This is a genomic window from Vibrio sp. VGrn 2, from assembly GCF_009361695.1.
Taxonomy (GTDB): domain Bacteria; phylum Pseudomonadota; class Gammaproteobacteria; order Enterobacterales; family Vibrionaceae; genus Vibrio; species Vibrio diabolicus.
On the sequence record NZ_RBWD01000008.1, the window covers coordinates 227742 to 243440 of the forward strand.

Annotated in this window: 12 protein-coding genes; 5 read left to right on the forward strand and 7 right to left on the reverse strand. The window is 43.6% G+C overall.

Annotated features, from left to right (window positions below):
- Window positions 1-4 precede the first annotated feature (4 nt).
- A complete protein-coding gene (locus D8S93_RS15175; RefSeq protein WP_005375384.1) occupies window positions 5-235 on the reverse strand; it encodes a PAS factor family protein in 231 nt (76 codons plus the stop codon).
- A gap of 285 nt (window positions 236-520) precedes the next feature.
- Window positions 521-2938, reverse strand: coding sequence for a M9 family metallopeptidase (locus D8S93_RS15180; RefSeq protein ID WP_152814017.1), 2418 nt, complete (start codon window positions 2936-2938; stop codon window positions 521-523).
- A 448-nt stretch (window positions 2939-3386) separates the two neighbouring features.
- Here D8S93_RS15180 and D8S93_RS15185 point away from each other — a divergent pair, with 448 nt between their 5' ends.
- On the forward strand, window positions 3387-4367 hold the full coding sequence (locus D8S93_RS15185) for a hypothetical protein (RefSeq protein WP_152814018.1): 981 nt from the start codon (window positions 3387-3389) through the stop codon (window positions 4365-4367).
- 55 nt (window positions 4368-4422) lie between these two features.
- Here the strand turns inward: D8S93_RS15185 and D8S93_RS15190 are convergent, their stop codons facing one another.
- The gene (locus tag D8S93_RS15190; RefSeq protein WP_237311240.1) at window positions 4423-5289 is read right to left on the reverse strand and encodes a LysR family transcriptional regulator; all 867 of its coding nucleotides are present in this window, start codon (window positions 5287-5289) and stop codon (window positions 4423-4425) included.
- Window positions 5290-5383: 94 nt separating this feature from the next.
- Here D8S93_RS15190 and D8S93_RS15195 point away from each other — a divergent pair, with 94 nt between their 5' ends.
- The 3 genes from D8S93_RS15195 (at window position 5384) to D8S93_RS15205 (ending at window position 10050) form a co-directional block, all read left to right on the forward strand.
- Complete coding sequence (locus D8S93_RS15195) at window positions 5384-6655, forward strand: anaerobic sulfatase maturase (RefSeq protein WP_152814022.1); 1272 nt, start codon at window positions 5384-5386, stop codon at window positions 6653-6655.
- Between the two features lie 9 nt (window positions 6656-6664).
- A complete protein-coding gene (locus D8S93_RS15200) occupies window positions 6665-9049 on the forward strand; it encodes an arylsulfatase (RefSeq protein ID WP_152814024.1) in 2385 nt (794 codons plus the stop codon).
- A gap of 149 nt (window positions 9050-9198) precedes the next feature.
- Window positions 9199-10050 (forward strand): LysR family transcriptional regulator, encoded by an 852-nt coding sequence (locus D8S93_RS15205; RefSeq protein WP_152814026.1) that lies wholly within the window; start codon window positions 9199-9201, stop codon window positions 10048-10050.
- A gap of 26 nt (window positions 10051-10076) precedes the next feature.
- Here the strand turns inward: D8S93_RS15205 and accD are convergent, their stop codons facing one another.
- Entirely contained in the window at window positions 10077-10940 is an 864-nt protein-coding gene (gene accD, locus D8S93_RS15210) for an acetyl-CoA carboxylase, carboxyltransferase subunit beta (protein WP_047008421.1), read from the reverse strand.
- A gap of 142 nt (window positions 10941-11082) precedes the next feature.
- On the opposite strand from accD, the gene D8S93_RS15215 reads away from it, so the two are divergent.
- A complete protein-coding gene (locus tag D8S93_RS15215; RefSeq protein WP_152814028.1) occupies window positions 11083-11982 on the forward strand; it encodes a LysR family transcriptional regulator in 900 nt (299 codons plus the stop codon).
- 131 nt (window positions 11983-12113) lie between these two features.
- Here the strand turns inward: D8S93_RS15215 and D8S93_RS15220 are convergent, their stop codons facing one another.
- The 3 genes from D8S93_RS15220 to D8S93_RS15230 form a co-directional block, all read right to left on the reverse strand.
- The gene (locus tag D8S93_RS15220) at window positions 12114-13673 is read right to left on the reverse strand and encodes a methyl-accepting chemotaxis protein (protein WP_152814030.1); all 1560 of its coding nucleotides are present in this window, start codon (window positions 13671-13673) and stop codon (window positions 12114-12116) included.
- Between the two features lie 345 nt (window positions 13674-14018).
- Window positions 14019-14369, reverse strand: coding sequence for a DUF3147 family protein (locus tag D8S93_RS15225; protein WP_152814032.1), 351 nt, complete (start codon window positions 14367-14369; stop codon window positions 14019-14021).
- 51 nt (window positions 14370-14420) lie between these two features.
- Window positions 14421-15497, reverse strand: a complete 1077-nt coding sequence (locus D8S93_RS15230) for a nickel/cobalt efflux protein RcnA (RefSeq protein ID WP_152814034.1) — start codon at window positions 15495-15497, stop codon at window positions 14421-14423.
- Window positions 15498-15699 lie beyond the last annotated feature (202 nt).

Genomic DNA, 15699 nt, shown 5'->3' on the forward strand with positions numbered 1-15699 from the left:
TGAATTAGCGCTCAGGGGTTTCAAGCAGTTTAACCGCGCAATCTACCGCGTTGTTAATGCCTTGACTACTCTCCAACTTGCCTGAACTTGCAGGACCAAGGGCACAAGAATACAAAGCCAGCTGCTTATCGAACGGCAGATCCAACTGTTCATATAGATTTTGTCGGATTCTTGCATGTTGTTCTGGTTCTTGGTTAGCAAGGCTAATCAACGTTTCATAAATAAGCGTTTTCATGTCTTTCCCTTTTCACTTTATTGCACGGGGTGCATATATATTGTATCCGTTTGGAAAGCACAAATCAGAAGCTAGGTCACAGAACGCGTCGCTAAAAAAGTTTATGTGCGCGGTAAATTGTAATACAAACCTAAAGCCGTTTAGAAAAAGAGCAAAGGATAACTCGATAAATCAGCCGATTAACTGGCATTCGCCGCTGTTTGATCACAATAGCGTCCGATACAAACAAAAACGCCGCTCTATGAGCGACGTTTTTTATCTCGATTTCAGCTAATCGAACATGTTTTAGTTGAAGTGCACTAACATTTCAACGTCATCACCTTGTTCTGGAGCTTGAAGAGAGAAGTGCACATAGCCCGCTTCAGTAACAGGAATCGCAAGGTATTCGTTGCTGCCTGCATAGTTGGAGACGTACTCGTGTTGCTCAACTGTAGGCCAATGCTCCCTACTCGCGTATAGGTCGACATTACCTGTTTGAGAGTGAGCCGTTAGCCATACACGAACCTCTTCAACACCTTCAGGTACATACACTGCCGCATAACGCTGCTTGTGAACGGTCAGCATTTTTGCTTCACCAGACTCTAATACCACAGGTGCCAAATCGTCTTGCACTTGTGTTGGCGGTGTTTGCGCTTCAACGTCTAAAGCAGCCATAAGATTCACTGAGTCATAGTTATCACGGCCAGTTAAACTGATGTAGTAACGACCTGCTTTCACGTAACCATCCTGCTCTGGCTCAAATACAATCTCTTCATTGCTGCCATCGCCATACTGGCTCATTTCAAAGTCGTAGTAATGCGCAACTTTGTTGTAGCTCATGTAAAGATCCGCATCCCCCGCACCTTCAATAGATACATTAAAGCGAACGGTGTTGGCTGGTACGTCAACGTAGAACAGTTTTTCACTGTATGCTTCGCCACTGAGTTGAAGGCTTTGGTTCGCCGTCAATTCAGTCACTTGTGCTTCAGGTTCTATTGGCTCTTCTGGGTCAGTAACTGGTTGCTCTGGCTCCACTTCTAACGTATCCAACCAGCGTTCAAACTCTGCGTCATATTGTTGACCTAATGTCGTCACCTGTTGCGCCCACTGTTCAAACTGACCAGTGCGCGACAACGCCAACAAGCTTTCTACGTCTTGCGGATGATTTTCTAACATGAATCGAACGGCCAAGTAACCCCAACGATAGATACGATTAGTATCGTGAGAGTATGTGGTATCAAACACAGTTGAAAGGCTCAATTTACCGCCTGCAATCAGTTCGATCGCAGCTTGGTAGCCTTGTTTGTAATGCATGTATTCAGCAAAACCTTCCAGCCACCACACGATATGACCGTGGGCTAAGTTATCACTGAACGAGCCGTACTGGTTAAATCGCGCGTCCAAATAGTGCGTATACTCATGCTCTAGATTCAAGATCGATAAATCTTCGCCATTCGCATAGCGATAAGCCACGAAACGGGCGGTATTGTCCGCTTTTGATGGATTCCCTTCAAGGTACTGACCACCGTTATCCGTTGTATTACCAAACAGGAACGAAGAATAATCAACGTAGCTGTCGTTACTAGCAAACACTGCCACTTCAACACGATCATTCAAGTCATCAGCGACAGGTTGATTGCCCGTATTCGCCACTTGATGGAAGTCGGCTTCTTTCGCAGCCAGTACTTCACACGCTTTCGCAGCTTGAGCATCGGTTAGATCTTCAGAGCGAATGATGGCAGGTCCCTGACACTCAAAACGATTTGGCATCACGCGCGCTGCTAGATCTTGCTTCGCTTGATCTAGGTCCAGACCGTTTAAACCTTCAGGTGCGTAGTAGCTCATCATCTCTACGGCAGCAAGCCACAGTTTGTCATGCTCACTACCCAATGGGTAACGCTGCATCACTTGTTGCATCACAGCCAAGGCTTTGCGTTTGGTCTCCTGATCTGGGCTCGCAAGCAAACGACCAGTTTCACGTAATGCATTGAAAACAATAAAGCTCGCATCCGTATCCAATGCCCAAGCGTTATCAGATGCGAATCTCGCTAATGTATCAATATGGTGAGTATTGTTTGCCATGTAGCGGTAGAACTCATCGTTTGCTACATGACCTGCCATAGAACGGAACAGGTTGTTTAAACCATCGACCCATTGCGTGTCCTGCGCGGTTTCACGGTTAAAGTGCATCAACGCGGCCATCATGCTATCCATGGTCAGCGGCAACTGCTTCACGTTATCAACCATCAAAGTCAAGCTCTTCATTGCGCCAACTTGTTCACGGCCTTGATCCAAAGCATGAGGGTTGTTAAGGAATAGGTTCGTCGACTGAGCAAAACGCTGACTCAACGCTTCTGAAAACTCAGGTGTACCTGTGCCAGCATTGTAACGAACGTAGTATGCAGCACGAATAAACTCGCCCAGATTTTCTAGAACACGAGCTTGCTCTGCTTCTCCACGATAGCGGGCAATTTCTTGATCCAACGCGACTTGGATACGGCTTAAGCTCGCTTCGCTGTAAATATCGTTCAGCGTTGCGGAAGGAGCTGAAAACCAAGCGTGGTAGCAATCATACTCAGCACCAGAAACGGCAGCAGCCAAGTCTCTCGATTGTTGTAAATCAGCAACAGCGCACTGGTTTTGTGCAAAAGAGAAGCTAGACACACTCGCTAGCATACAAGCAAGCGCCAAACGATGGCGCGGGAAAAAACGGATATGAGACATAACAACACTCATTGATTATTAACATACATTGAGTGGGGGTTTATATTCTTTACAGCTCAAACAGTGAAATCAGTATCATAAAATTTATGAAATCGCTCCCAAAAATAGGCTTTTTACTCTAAATTTATGGGATCAATCCCAACCCAAGATTTCTCACAATTATCAATAAAAACATTAATTTACCTTTTTCTAAATAACGACTTTATGAGGAAAATTGCCCTTAAACTCCACCCTTAACTCTTCCAGATAGAGTTCACGACAATCAAAGGTTCTAAATTAAATTTTGATGCTTGATACCATCTATTTTTATTTGTGACTCATTCCCAATAAGTCATCGAGTGCATATCAAAAGGTTGGCATTAGTGGTAAATTCTCCGCCAAATCAAACACATTTACTCCTCGAGTCATTGATGAGTGAATAAAGCAGATATTTGGCTAGGGATAATACATGTCACTTTGGGGATTTTTGGGAGCGGGGATTGCCTACTTCATGACAACGTTTGCCTTTGTTTTTGGTGGCATTTTTTGGTTATGTGCTGAAGGTAATACATTAAAAGAAACAAAGCGCCAATCATCAATAATGTCAGGGATTATTGCTTGTACTATTGGAACTTGGGTGCTTGCTTTTGGTGTTTACGTTTACGGTTACTTTTGGGATAACTCTTCTCACTATTATTTTTATTTGCTCGCTCCATGGGGACTTGCCATTTTTGGGGTAAAACTTCGTAACCGCTGGGTTAAGCAATACGCGCGTGTAAAACACGCAAAAGAAGAACAGTGGCAAAAGCGCTGGCGAGAATTATTAGGGGAAGATACTGAAGAGCTTCCACCATATCCACATGATTACGAGCTCTACTCGGGCATTTGGCAAGCCAATGAAGCGCTCCGAGAACAGTGTTTTTCAGCCCTTCCTCACGGGAAAGCAGTCTACGAGAGAGTGAAAGCCTTCCAAACGATGGCATCCCCCGCTGGTGACATAAACAATCAAGTTTTGCTGAGTAAACTCGATCAACTAGAGGATGAAATCATTCAAGTTCTTGAGCAACACTCGCAAAAGAAAGTAAGCATTAAAACTGGCTCAGGTACTTTACGCAAAGAGTCAAAACGCAATGTTTATCGCCATGAGAATGGCCCAACAGAAGAGCAACTGTACGACTCACTCAATCTCCAACATGATTTGGATCGAGAGCTACGCAACATTATCTATGATCGGCTCGGTTACGATGGCGAAGATGAGTACTTTTTCCTCCGAGCGCCACTCGAAGAGCTTACCGAGAATGAAACCGCAATCAACTGGATGCTCTGGGGTTTAGTAAGCGACCATTTTGCTGTTGACCCATACCAAACGGCGTTGGATCTCAGCCTAATGAATGCGGAACCAAGATGGGGGAAAAATGAACGGTTTGTAATTATGACAACGGCGGTCTAATTAAAAATACGTAGGTACATGTCTAAGTGCATTCACCTACTCATCAACCGTGGTTTTAATAACAATCTTCAACCATTTTCTGGATCATTTTAATTAATGGGTTGTGCTTCTCAGTCTGCCGACAATAAAAAGAGTAAGCAATATTAAAATTTACATTATTTGGATAAGGAATGATTTTAAAGTTATCACTTAAATAACGCTTAGGTAATTGAATAGCGATTTTTGATTGCTCAGCGATGTCCAATGCCGATTTCAATTTATCCACACGGATTTTGTACGAGATATCTCTTCGGCTTTCGGCTGGTAATATCTCCTCATATCGGTAACTGAACTCATTCCAACTCGGCACATCAATGAAAACAAAAGGTATTTTTTTGAGTTCATCCCATGTGTCTATTTGATGCTCTTTGTGAACAACTGCAACTATCTCATCCGTTTTTATCGTTTTTTGATAAATATCTTTCGGTATACGTTCATTTTGTAAATGAATAGCGCAATCTACATCTCCTTGTAACAACGCCTCTAAACTGTCTTGATTCCAAGTAGAAAGTTTTAATTTTGCTTTTGGAAATTTTCTGATTAACTTGGGATACAAGCAGGCGACGACTCGTTCATATTCCGCATCCGTTATCACGATATGAATCAGTTCACGATATTCTAGAGGCTCAAACTTTATCGGTTTATTCACCACATTAACTAACTTTAAATAAGACGCTTCTAGTTCAGGATAAATTTGTTCCAAATAATACGAAGGTTCAAAACCATTTTTTGTTTTAACAAATAGTACTTCGGAAAACTCATTACTTAACTTAGCGACATCTTTACTGATTGCGCTTTCGGATTTGCCTATGATCTTCGCCACAATTCGCATGCTTTTGTGCTTCTTCAATAAGATCAGCAAATTAATCAAATTTAAATTCACCCTATTTTCCATTTTGTCACACTAGGTATTCCGTGAATGATTAATTTTCACACTCTACACTACTTCGGTCTTCTTTACCTAGATGAGAACCGATATGACAGTAGAAAATCAGAACGTCACGGGTATTTATTCACCAAAACTACAACTTCCTAAGCTCGGTCATGATGTTTATCGCTTCCATGCTGTATCGAAGCCTGCTGCATCACGTTGTAATTTAGATTGCACCTATTGCTTTTACCTACATAAAGCATCGTTATTGGAGCAAACCCATCAAGCAAAAATGAGTGATGAAACGCTAGAACGACATATCCAACAATACATTGAAGCGCAAACTGGCGATGAGGTCATATTCACTTGGCAAGGTGGCGAACCCACACTTATGGGATTAGCTTTTTTTGAAAAAGTAATCGCACTGCAAAAGCGTTACAAAAAGCCTAAACAAACCATTCTCAATGATCTGCAAACAAATGGCATCTTGCTTAACGAGACGTGGTGTAAATTTCTAAAAAAACACCAATTCTTAGTCGGAATTTCCATAGATGGTCCAAAGCATCTTCACGATCAACACCGCTTAAGCGGCTCAGGAAAGTCTTCGTTTGACAAGGTGATGGCGGCAGTTCGTTTATTAAAACAGTTTCAAATCGAGTTCAATGCGTTATGCGTGGTCAACCAAGACAACGGCGCTTTCCCATTAGAAGTTTATCGTTTTCTCCGTGATGATGTGCAACCTCGAGTCATTCAGTTTATTCCTTGTGTAGAACCAAAAGAGTTTGCGCATAACGCTCCAATAAAGTGGGATGAAGAGACGCTCATTCAAATCGGCAACCCAGCATTAGCACCTAAACAACAAGATGCTTACGTAACCGAATGGTCTGTTGGCGCAGGACAATGGGGAACGTTCTTAACTGCCATCTGGGACGAGTGGTTTCAGCATGACTTTGGGAAAGTATTCATCGACCAGTTCGAGAACGTAATTTCACAGATGTTTGGCTATGGCGCCCAAAAATGTGTTTCCGCTGAGTTTTGTGGCAAGGCCGTTGCTATTGAGCACAACGGCGACATCTATTCTTGCGACCATTTCGTCTACCCCGAATATAAGCTTGGCAACATCACCAACACTCACATGGGCGATTTGGTGTTTTCAAGCAAGCAACAAGCTTTTGGCACATCCAAAACCAACGACTTACCGTCCGATTGTCGTCAGTGTTTCTTTCTGTCTCTCTGTTTTGGCGAGTGTCCTAAAAACCGTTTTACCAAAACCACAAAAGGTGAACCAGGGCTTAATTATTTGTGTCCTGGCTTAAAAAAATTCTATAGCAAAGTGGTTAACCACCACGCTCCACTCCAACAACGTCTACAACTCTAAGGAACCTTTATGAAAACCAAAATAAAGCCCGTGGTCGCCCTCACCAGCTTGATTATGTCAGCTTCAGGTTACGCTGCGCCCGCGCATACAATTGACCGCACTGTGCTACCTATCCAACAAACGGCCGAATTCAATGGTCAAGTTGGTAAGTCCTTTGATCAATCCAAATCAGATTACCCCCAACCTATTAAGGCGCCAGCAGGCGCTCCTAACGTTGTGGTGATCATGTTAGATGACTTGGGCTTTGGCCAAGCAGGTCGATTTGGTGGCCTTATTCCTACACCGAATATCGATAAGCTAGCCGCGCGTGGTGTGACCTACAACAACTTCCACACCACTGGTATCAGCTCCCCAACTCGTGCGGCCTTGCTCACTGGGCGTAACCACCACCAAGTTGGCTTTGGCACAATTTCTGAACTCTCTACAGGCTTTCCGGGTTACAATTCTATCTGGCCAAAATCAGTAGCTAGCATTGCAGAAGTACTGAAAGATAATGGCTATAGCACCAGCGCATTTGGTAAATGGCATAACACGCCAGACTGGGAAACTTCTCCAGCTGGACCATTTAAACAATGGCCGACAGGTCTTGGTTTCCAACATTTTTATGGGTTCCAAGGGGGGGAAACCAGTCAATGGGAACCTCAACTTTTCAACGATACAACCCCAGTTGAACTTACCAAAAAGCCCAAAGATGACTATCAGCTCAACGAGGATTTGGTCGATAATGCGATTAAGTGGATAGACCAACAAAAATCGATTGCACCTGAGAAACCATACTTCACTTATTTTGCACCGGGCGCTGTCCACGCTCCACTTCACGCGCCAAAAGAGTGGATTGACAAGTTCAAAGGCAAATTCGATATGGGCTGGGATAAATACCGTGAGGAAGTCTTCGCGCGTCAGAAAAAAATGGGCATCATCCCACAAGACACCCAACTTACCGCACGACCAAAAGAAATCGAAGCATGGGATGGCCTGAGCCCAGACCAGAAAAAACTGTATGCGCGACACATGGAAGTCTTTGCAGGGTTTCTAGCCTATACCGATTACGAAGTGGGTCGACTTCTCGATAAAATAGAAAGCATGCCAGACGCTGACAATACCATGATCATGTATATTGTAGGCGATAACGGTGCGAGTGCCGAAGGCTCTCCAACGGGCACAACCAACAACGTTATGACACAGAATGGCGTGCCAGATACTGTTGAATCTCAATTAAAATACATGGATGAACTCGGGAATGAAAAGCATGAAAACCATTACCCAGTTGGCTGGGCATGGGCAGGTTCCACCCCGTTCAAATGGATGAAACGCGTCCCTTCTCACTTTGGTGGTACTCGCAACGGCTTGGTGGTTTCATGGCCAGCGAAAATTAAGAATACGGGAACGATTCAGAGTCAATTCCACCACGTTGTGGATATCACACCAACCATTCTTGAAGCAGCAAAACTGCCGGCGCCAACAACGGTTAACGGCGTGAAGCAAAAACCAATGGCTGGCACGAGTATGATGTATACTTTCAATAATCCCGAAGTGAAATCACACCGCACTGTTCAATACTTTGAAACCGGTGGTCACCGCGCAATTTACAAAGATGGATGGGTAGCCGCCTCATTCCACGGGGTTCCTTGGCAGCTTAGTGGTTCAAAAGGCTTTAACGATTCTAAATGGGAGCTTTACAACGTTGAGAAAGACTTCTCAGAAGCAGTAGATCTAGCCGATAAAATGCCAGATAAACTGCAAGAAATGATCAAGGAATTCGACAAACAAGCTGAGATCAATGAAGTCTACCCTCTTGATGACCGATTTGCAGAACGTTTCACAAATGCAGAACGTCCATCACTAGAAAAAGGGAGAACGAAGTTTAGCTATACTGCAAATGTCACTCGTATACCTGAAGGCTCCGCCCCAGATGTCTATCAGCGCGACCATCGTATTGATGCGTATGTGACCATTCCAAAAGGACAAAAACCCAATGGTGTGCTTTTAGCAATGGGAGGAAGTGCCGCAGGTCTTTCCCTCTACCTAGACGATGGTAAGTTGGTATATGGTTATAATTACTTTGGCAAAAACTATTATACCATTGCATCGCAAACTACTATTCCTAATGGAAAATCAAAGCTATCTGCAATCTATACTCAAAAACCATTCCAACGACTGAAAGACACAACCGGAGGAACGGTAGAATTATACATTAATGATAAAAAAGTAGGTTCTGGTGCTGTTGATCACGTTGTCCCTGTACGTTTTTCTGGTACAGAAACTTTGGATATTGGTGTCGATTTAGGAGCTCCTGTGATGCCTGCTTACACAGAAAAAGCGCCGTTCAGATTTAATGGCGAGATTGAGAAAGTGGACCTAGAGATCGCACCGACTCAACCAATAATTAAATAATAGACGAACAATGCCAACTTCTCATGAGTTGGCATTCACTTTTTATTATTAGCACAAAAAATCATGCATTCCCCACCGCTTTACATGAAATAACTGCCACTATGAGTGGCCTATCGTCCAGTCCTTTATATTCCAAAGGTCAAAACATAATGGATTTTAACTTAATCAATACCTTTCTTGTTGTCGTTGAATACAAGTCTTACACCAAAGCGGCGGAACACTTGGGATTAACACAACCTGCAATTAGTGCCGCGATGAAACGGCTAGAACAACTCACCAACAAAACTCTTTTTGTTAGAAAAGGGCGAAACATCGAGTTAACCTCTACCGCTCACCATTGGATTCCATTATTCAGACAGGCATTAGCCATGATCAACGATGCGGTTGTCGAACAAGCTACATTTCAGGTATGCTGCACCGAACCATCTTTTCCCAGACTGACTGCATCTCACAACTTTTCTCTTCGTTGCGCACCGGTTTCTCACCCCTTTTTGCTCGACGATCTTCGCTTACATAAAGTGGATCTGGTTGTCGACACTCTCCCCGTCAGAGAAACCTCTTTTGAGAGTCAATCAGTGTACAAAGAACCTGCCGTGGTGATTTGTCGCCAAGGACACCCACGCATTACTGGCAATACATTCAACGCATCGATGTTTTATGCAGAGCAACACTGTGTACTAGTTGATACGCACAATCACGCCGTGAACCTTGGTTGGACAACGAACGATCCTGTGAAAAATTTACACATTCGCATGACCACTACCTCGCTATCTGGGATGGTACTGAGCGTATCTAAGTTAGACTGCCTTGGCATCTTACCATTATCTTTTGCTCGAGAGTGGCAAGATGTCCTCAAACTACAAATATTGCCTTGTCCGATCAATAATCAACTTATTGACTATAAGATCATTTATCATAAACGAGATGAGTACAATATTGCTCACAAAAACCTGAGGCGACATATTCATGATGAGCTAATCAAAAATTTTGATAGTGACTAAACTGCGAGTACTCCATTTCGATCCCCCTATTCTGAGACCACCCTCGCGTTGGTTAACTTAGCCAATAAGCCGCCAACGCGATCACGCATTTCACGTCTGTCTACAATCATATCTAATGCACCATGTGCCAATAAAAACTCACTTCTTTGAAACTCGTCTGGTAGCTTTTCACGTACCGTTTGTTCAATAACACGCCTTCCCGCAAAGCCAATGCTTGCTTTAGGTTCACCAATATTGATGTCTCCCAACATGGCTAAACTCGCTGAGACGCCACCATAAGTTTGGTCCGTCAATACTGAGATATAGGGTAATCTGTGCTCAGATAAATGGTTTAACGCGGCGCTGGTTTTTGACATTTGCATTAGTGCTACCAAAGACTCTTGCATGCGCGCCCCTCCGCAAGCAGAAAAACACACTAGCCCAGATTTTGTATTAATCGCAGTTTCAACGGCGCGGACAAATTTCTCGCCAACCACCGCCCCCATCGAGCCAGCCATGAAAGAGAATTCAAACGCACAAGCTACAACAGGCAAGCCTAGCAACTTCCCCTGCATCACAACCAAGGCATCTTTTTCTCCAGTCGTTTTCTGCGCGATGGCAATTCGCTCTTTATATCGTTTTAAATCTTTAAAACCCAAAATATCCTGCGGTTCCAACTCACTTGCCAACTCTTGCTGTGTTCCATGATCCAGAAAAGTGTTCAACCTTTGACGTGCAGCCATTCTCATGTGATGAGAGCACCTAGGACATACTTCCAAATTCTCTTTTAATGCCGCGCGATAAAGTATTTGTTCACATTCAGGGCATTTTGTCCAAACGCCCTCAGGAATAGACGCTTTGCGCGAACCTATTATATTTTTATTCTCAAATAACCTTTCTAGCCAACTCATGAGTACCTCATTATTTATCACCTCGTAGCAGGACATCTGCATCGGTTGCCCGCTCTGACTTTTAAATAAAATTGTATGCAACTCAGTCTGAGGATAAAGTGCAATATGCTGGCTTGATAATCCAATAAAGTGGGACAATAGAATGTTTGATAACGTCGACCAAACCTGGTTAAAAAGTTTTCACTGTGTTTATGAGAACAACAGCTTTAAGCGAGCCGCTGAGTGTTTGAATATACCAACATCGAATGTCAACCGACATATTGCCCTGCTTGAAGAAAAGTTAAACATCAGGTTGTTCAATAGAACGACAAGGCGAATGACGCCTACCGAGGCTGGAGAAGAACTCTATAGCAGCACTCGTCCACTATTAGAACAACTCAACAACGCGCTAGAAACCGTGACTCGCCACTCACACACCGTAACGGGAGAGCTACGTATTCTTATGCCAGACACACCTGTACAGGCCAAAGCGGTTGTCACCTTTTGCACGCAATACCCGTCAATCTCTTTGTCTTGCGATACAACGCTAAACCCTAAAGATGATGTTATTGATAGCTTTGATGTCATTTTAAGTTTTCATAGAGGGACTTTGTCTGACAGCAATTGGGTGGCAAGGGAAATCAAACGCTGGCCCAGTGCTATTTTGGCTGCGCCTCAACTGCTTAATAAGTACGCCAGCCCTTACAAAATTACGGATTTAAATCATGTTCCCTGTATCACGACACTTACTGCAGTAAATGGCGCTCCCTGGGTGTTTAAAAATCCCGACGGAGGTCATATTACGCAAACAGTACAATCATCGTTCAAAGTAAACAGTGGTCATCTCGCTAAATCTGGCGCGTTATCAGGGCTTGGATACGCAATACTTCCAATAGAGTCATGCAAAGACGAGATCGAGAGCGGCAAGCTTGAAGTCATCCCTCTAGAATACGAACCTGAAGATTTAGTGCTTTATGCGTTTTACTCTTCTAGAAAGCACTTAGCCAAGAAAATCTCTATGTTTGTTGAGCACTTAAAACAACTCGTGAAACTTAACGTCTAGTTAATCACTAATCATTTATCCCAATAACTATAAAAACTGGCATGGTAGAGCAAATCGACATTCGATTTTCTCAAATAAAAAAGCCAGCAATCGAGATTTACTGGCTTTTGCAAAAGGATTTCCGTTGGCGTTTAAATTCTAAACGCTCCTACGTGACGATCGAGAGTTCTCGATAATTCCGCAAGTTGTTGACTTGATTCTTCCAATTGCTCACTCGCCGTTAGCGCGTTTTTCACGGAGTGACTGACGGTATCCATATTCATGTTAATTTCATTTGCTACCGTCGATTGCTGTTCTGTTGCCGTTGCCACCTGAGTATTGATATCCAAAATGGTGGTCACTTGATCTGCAATAGCCTCTAGTGCTTGTCGAGCGAGCTCCGTTTCTGCAGCGCCTTCTTCAATTAGGGTTCTACTATTACTCATTGAATTAACCGCACTTTGGGCTTCGGTTTGCAACTGATGGATCATGTTGTCAATTTCATCAGTGGACTGAGCCGTTTTAGTTGCAAGATTACGAACCTCGTCTGCCACTACGGCGAAACCTCGTCCGGCATCACCGGCGCGCGCTGCTTCAATAGCGGCATTTAACGCCAATAAGTTCGTTTGCTCAGAGATCCCTCTAATGACTTCGAGAATACTACCAATCGACTGAGTGTTGTCCGCAAGACTTACGATAATATTGGAAGTACTGTTCATCTCGTTTTCAAGATTCGTCATCGCCGTCTTGGTGCGTTCTAGCGTCTTGTAGCCATCTTGAGTCTCATTACTTGCCGTGCTCGCAGCACTCGCTGCACCAGCAGCATTTGACGCAATTTCGTTGACGGTCGCGATCATTTCGTTCATAGACGTGACAACCAACATGGTTTGCTCATTCTGCTCCTGCCCTCTTGCAAGCGCTTGTTGAGATTGTCCACGCAGCGCAACAGCGGAACCATTCAGATCCACACCAGTATTTACAACTTGTGTAATGATTTCATGTACCTTGCCAACAAACACGTTGAACGCCGAAGAAATTTGTGCGACTTCATCATTACCTTTTGCTGGCAAACGAACCGTTAAGTCTCCGTCACCTTTCGAGATGTCTTGCAACGCCTCCTTAAGCGCAGAGAGCGGTCGCATCAGCTTGTTGAGTAGCAGCGATAGAGCCAAAACACACAGAACGAAGATCACCACCATGGAAATCAGTTGGGAAGTAATAATTCCATTCGTCGCTTGGCTTACTTCTGTAATAGGAATACCAATATCAAACGTGCCGTACAACTGACCATTCACGTAGATCGGCGCCATGATATCAAACACCCACACTTTCTGGACATCGGCATACCACTTTGAATACTGTTGTACACCCTTGGTTGCACCTTCAACGGTGTAGTTATCATTGTAGGTTTTATTTAGCTTTTGCTTATCACTGTGAGCAACCGCCGTCACATTGCGATCAATTACGACTGCATAGCTTACGTCTGAACGTTGTTTCAAACCCTCAACGAGCGATTGTAAGTCTTGCATTGGGTTGGCTGAGTTCTCCAAAATATAACTTGCATTTCCTGCTAAAAACTCAGCTTGAACTTGGGATTTGTTTAAGATGATGTCATCGATTTTCTGACTCGAAATTAGGTACGTTGATGCCATACTTGCCACGACAGCAATACCAAACATGGCGCAAACGGCTAATAAGATGATTCTTTTCATTTTAATTGTCTCGGTACAATTCAATGTGATGCTCGCGACAGAGCGTTAAGCCTTTCGCCTCTTATAACCAACACAAACTGTATTTTTAGCCTGCCTGGCAAAGCTAGACGTAACTTTGTAGCCACTGTATCTGCCTGATTACCGATAACTTTAGAATGAAGGAAGAAAAGTCTTCAAAACGTCACATTTCTACGAGGTTTGGCTGAAAGACAAGAGAGCAATCGCTAACTTCAAGTAAGCGGCCACACTAGCATCGAGAGTTAAAAAAAGAGTTCTAGTTAGAGCCTTGAAAATATAAATAAGCGAGCGCTTCGACCTATATTCTTACAATTCTCCTTTGCTCAATTAAGTTAATTCTATTCCAAACTCTTTAATAACGATGGTCACAATGAAGAAACAAACGATTGAAATAATGGCGCAAACTCCCAAAGAGAACCAAAACGAATATCGGCTCAGTAAGAAAGGAAAAACTAGAAACATCGGCAATGTAGGCAGTACATACCAAAAAGTATAAAACGCGTGGTTCGCGAGCTTTTCCTGACCTTGCCCTTCAATATACATCCAAATTAAAGCTAAAATAGTGACCGTCGGGAGCGCGGCAATCAGCGCTCCCGCTTTATCACTTCTCTTGGCAACTTCAGATATCAGCACCACTATTCCTGCGGTTAACGCGTACTTAGTAATCATCCACAACATGAAAGAGCTACCTTTAATAAACAAAAAGCGACGTAATAATTACAACAGAGCTTAGCTCATTAACGTCGTAAACCCGTGCATGCCCATATACATACCAACGGCACTAATCAAGATCCCCGATAGATAAGGTGCACGACGAGCCACATCGTTCAAACCACTCCACTTCGATGTTGCTTTTTGAACGCCCACTGCCGCGACAACACCAACCGCAACTAAAGTTAACGCTAGACCAATACTGAACGACACCACCAAGGTTGCACCAAGTGTCATGGCCTTAAGTTGCAAACAAATGAGTAAAACAGTGACCGCCGCCGGGCATGGTATTAACCCACCAGTCAAACCAAACAGAAGTATTTGTCCATTGGTAACATCTCGATCGCCAAAGCGCTTTTGAATATCTAGAGCGTGAGCACGCTCATGAGCATCTTGGTACTCTTTATTCTCACCTTCCGAATGGGAATCCGCATGAAAATGCACCTCGAAATCGTGGGTGTGATCATGGTGCCCGACCATCAACGTGACGAAAAAATCATCAGAGGCTTCAATACAGGAGGCGGATTCCAAATAGCCATCGCGATCAATAAAGTGATAAATATCAGAAGGCTGTCTGATTGCGTTGGGTAGCACTAGTTTAACGTCTTCAGCCGTTAAAGGCTTACCGTTAAGTGTGCGTAATTGAAAACGGCAGTGATGCCCTTCTTCTACGATAGAAAGCGATAGATGCCCATGACCAGTATCGACAACTTGCGTTCTCCAGTCTCGAGCTTGCTTATGAGCGTTGTGCCAAGCTCGCTCATCGCTCCACGTTCTCCAGAACATCCATAAACCCGTCGAGACGATAATTACCCCAGAGATAAGCTGCATCCATGGCTCCGCAGCTTCTGCAGTAAATCTTTGGCTTATATACATCCCACCCGCAGCAATTATCCATACGATCGCCGTATGGGAAAGCGTTGCAGCCAGCCCCAACATAACCGCCTGCTTCACTGTTCCTTTTACGGCCACAATAAACGCCGCCATCATCGTTTTTGAATGTCCTGGCTCTAATCCATGTAACGCTCCTAATAAAATGGCGCTGGGTATAAAAAACCATCCATTACCTTGTTGTAATAATGCGACAAAATCCATTGTTATTCTCAATATGCTCTTCTAAAGTTGCCTTAAACTATACTCCCCCCCCCCCCCCCCTTTTTTTTTTTTTTTTTTTTAATCCCTTCAACCCCAAAAACCCGAAGAAAAATTCTATTCCGCTTTGCTTTCTCTACAAAAAAAAAGACACAATAAAATTCACAACATAAAAGCTAGTAACAATGATGTGTAGGTGCCAGTA

Coding starts and splice junctions, on each gene's coding strand:
- D8S93_RS15205 (WP_152814026.1), top strand. CDS start 9,199: ATGGATTTTAACTTAATCAATACCTTTCTTGTTGTCGTTGAATACAAG.
- D8S93_RS15220 (WP_152814030.1), bottom strand. CDS start 13,673: ATGAAAAGAATCATCTTATTAGCCGTTTGCGCCATGTTTGGTATTGCT.
- D8S93_RS15225 (WP_152814032.1), bottom strand. CDS start 14,369: ATGTTGTGGATGATTACTAAGTACGCGTTAACCGCAGGAATAGTGGTG.
- D8S93_RS15200 (WP_152814024.1), top strand. CDS start 6,665: ATGAAAACCAAAATAAAGCCCGTGGTCGCCCTCACCAGCTTGATTATG.
- D8S93_RS15175 (WP_005375384.1), bottom strand. CDS start 235: ATGAAAACGCTTATTTATGAAACGTTGATTAGCCTTGCTAACCAAGAA.
- D8S93_RS15215 (WP_152814028.1), top strand. CDS start 11,083: ATGTTTGATAACGTCGACCAAACCTGGTTAAAAAGTTTTCACTGTGTT.
- accD (WP_047008421.1), bottom strand. CDS start 10,940: ATGAGTTGGCTAGAAAGGTTATTTGAGAATAAAAATATAATAGGTTCG.
- D8S93_RS15230 (WP_152814034.1), bottom strand. CDS start 15,497: ATGGATTTTGTCGCATTATTACAACAAGGTAATGGATGGTTTTTTATA.
- D8S93_RS15180 (WP_152814017.1), bottom strand. CDS start 2,938: ATGTCTCATATCCGTTTTTTCCCGCGCCATCGTTTGGCGCTTGCTTGT.
- D8S93_RS15195 (WP_152814022.1), top strand. CDS start 5,384: ATGACAGTAGAAAATCAGAACGTCACGGGTATTTATTCACCAAAACTA.
- D8S93_RS15185 (WP_152814018.1), top strand. CDS start 3,387: ATGTCACTTTGGGGATTTTTGGGAGCGGGGATTGCCTACTTCATGACA.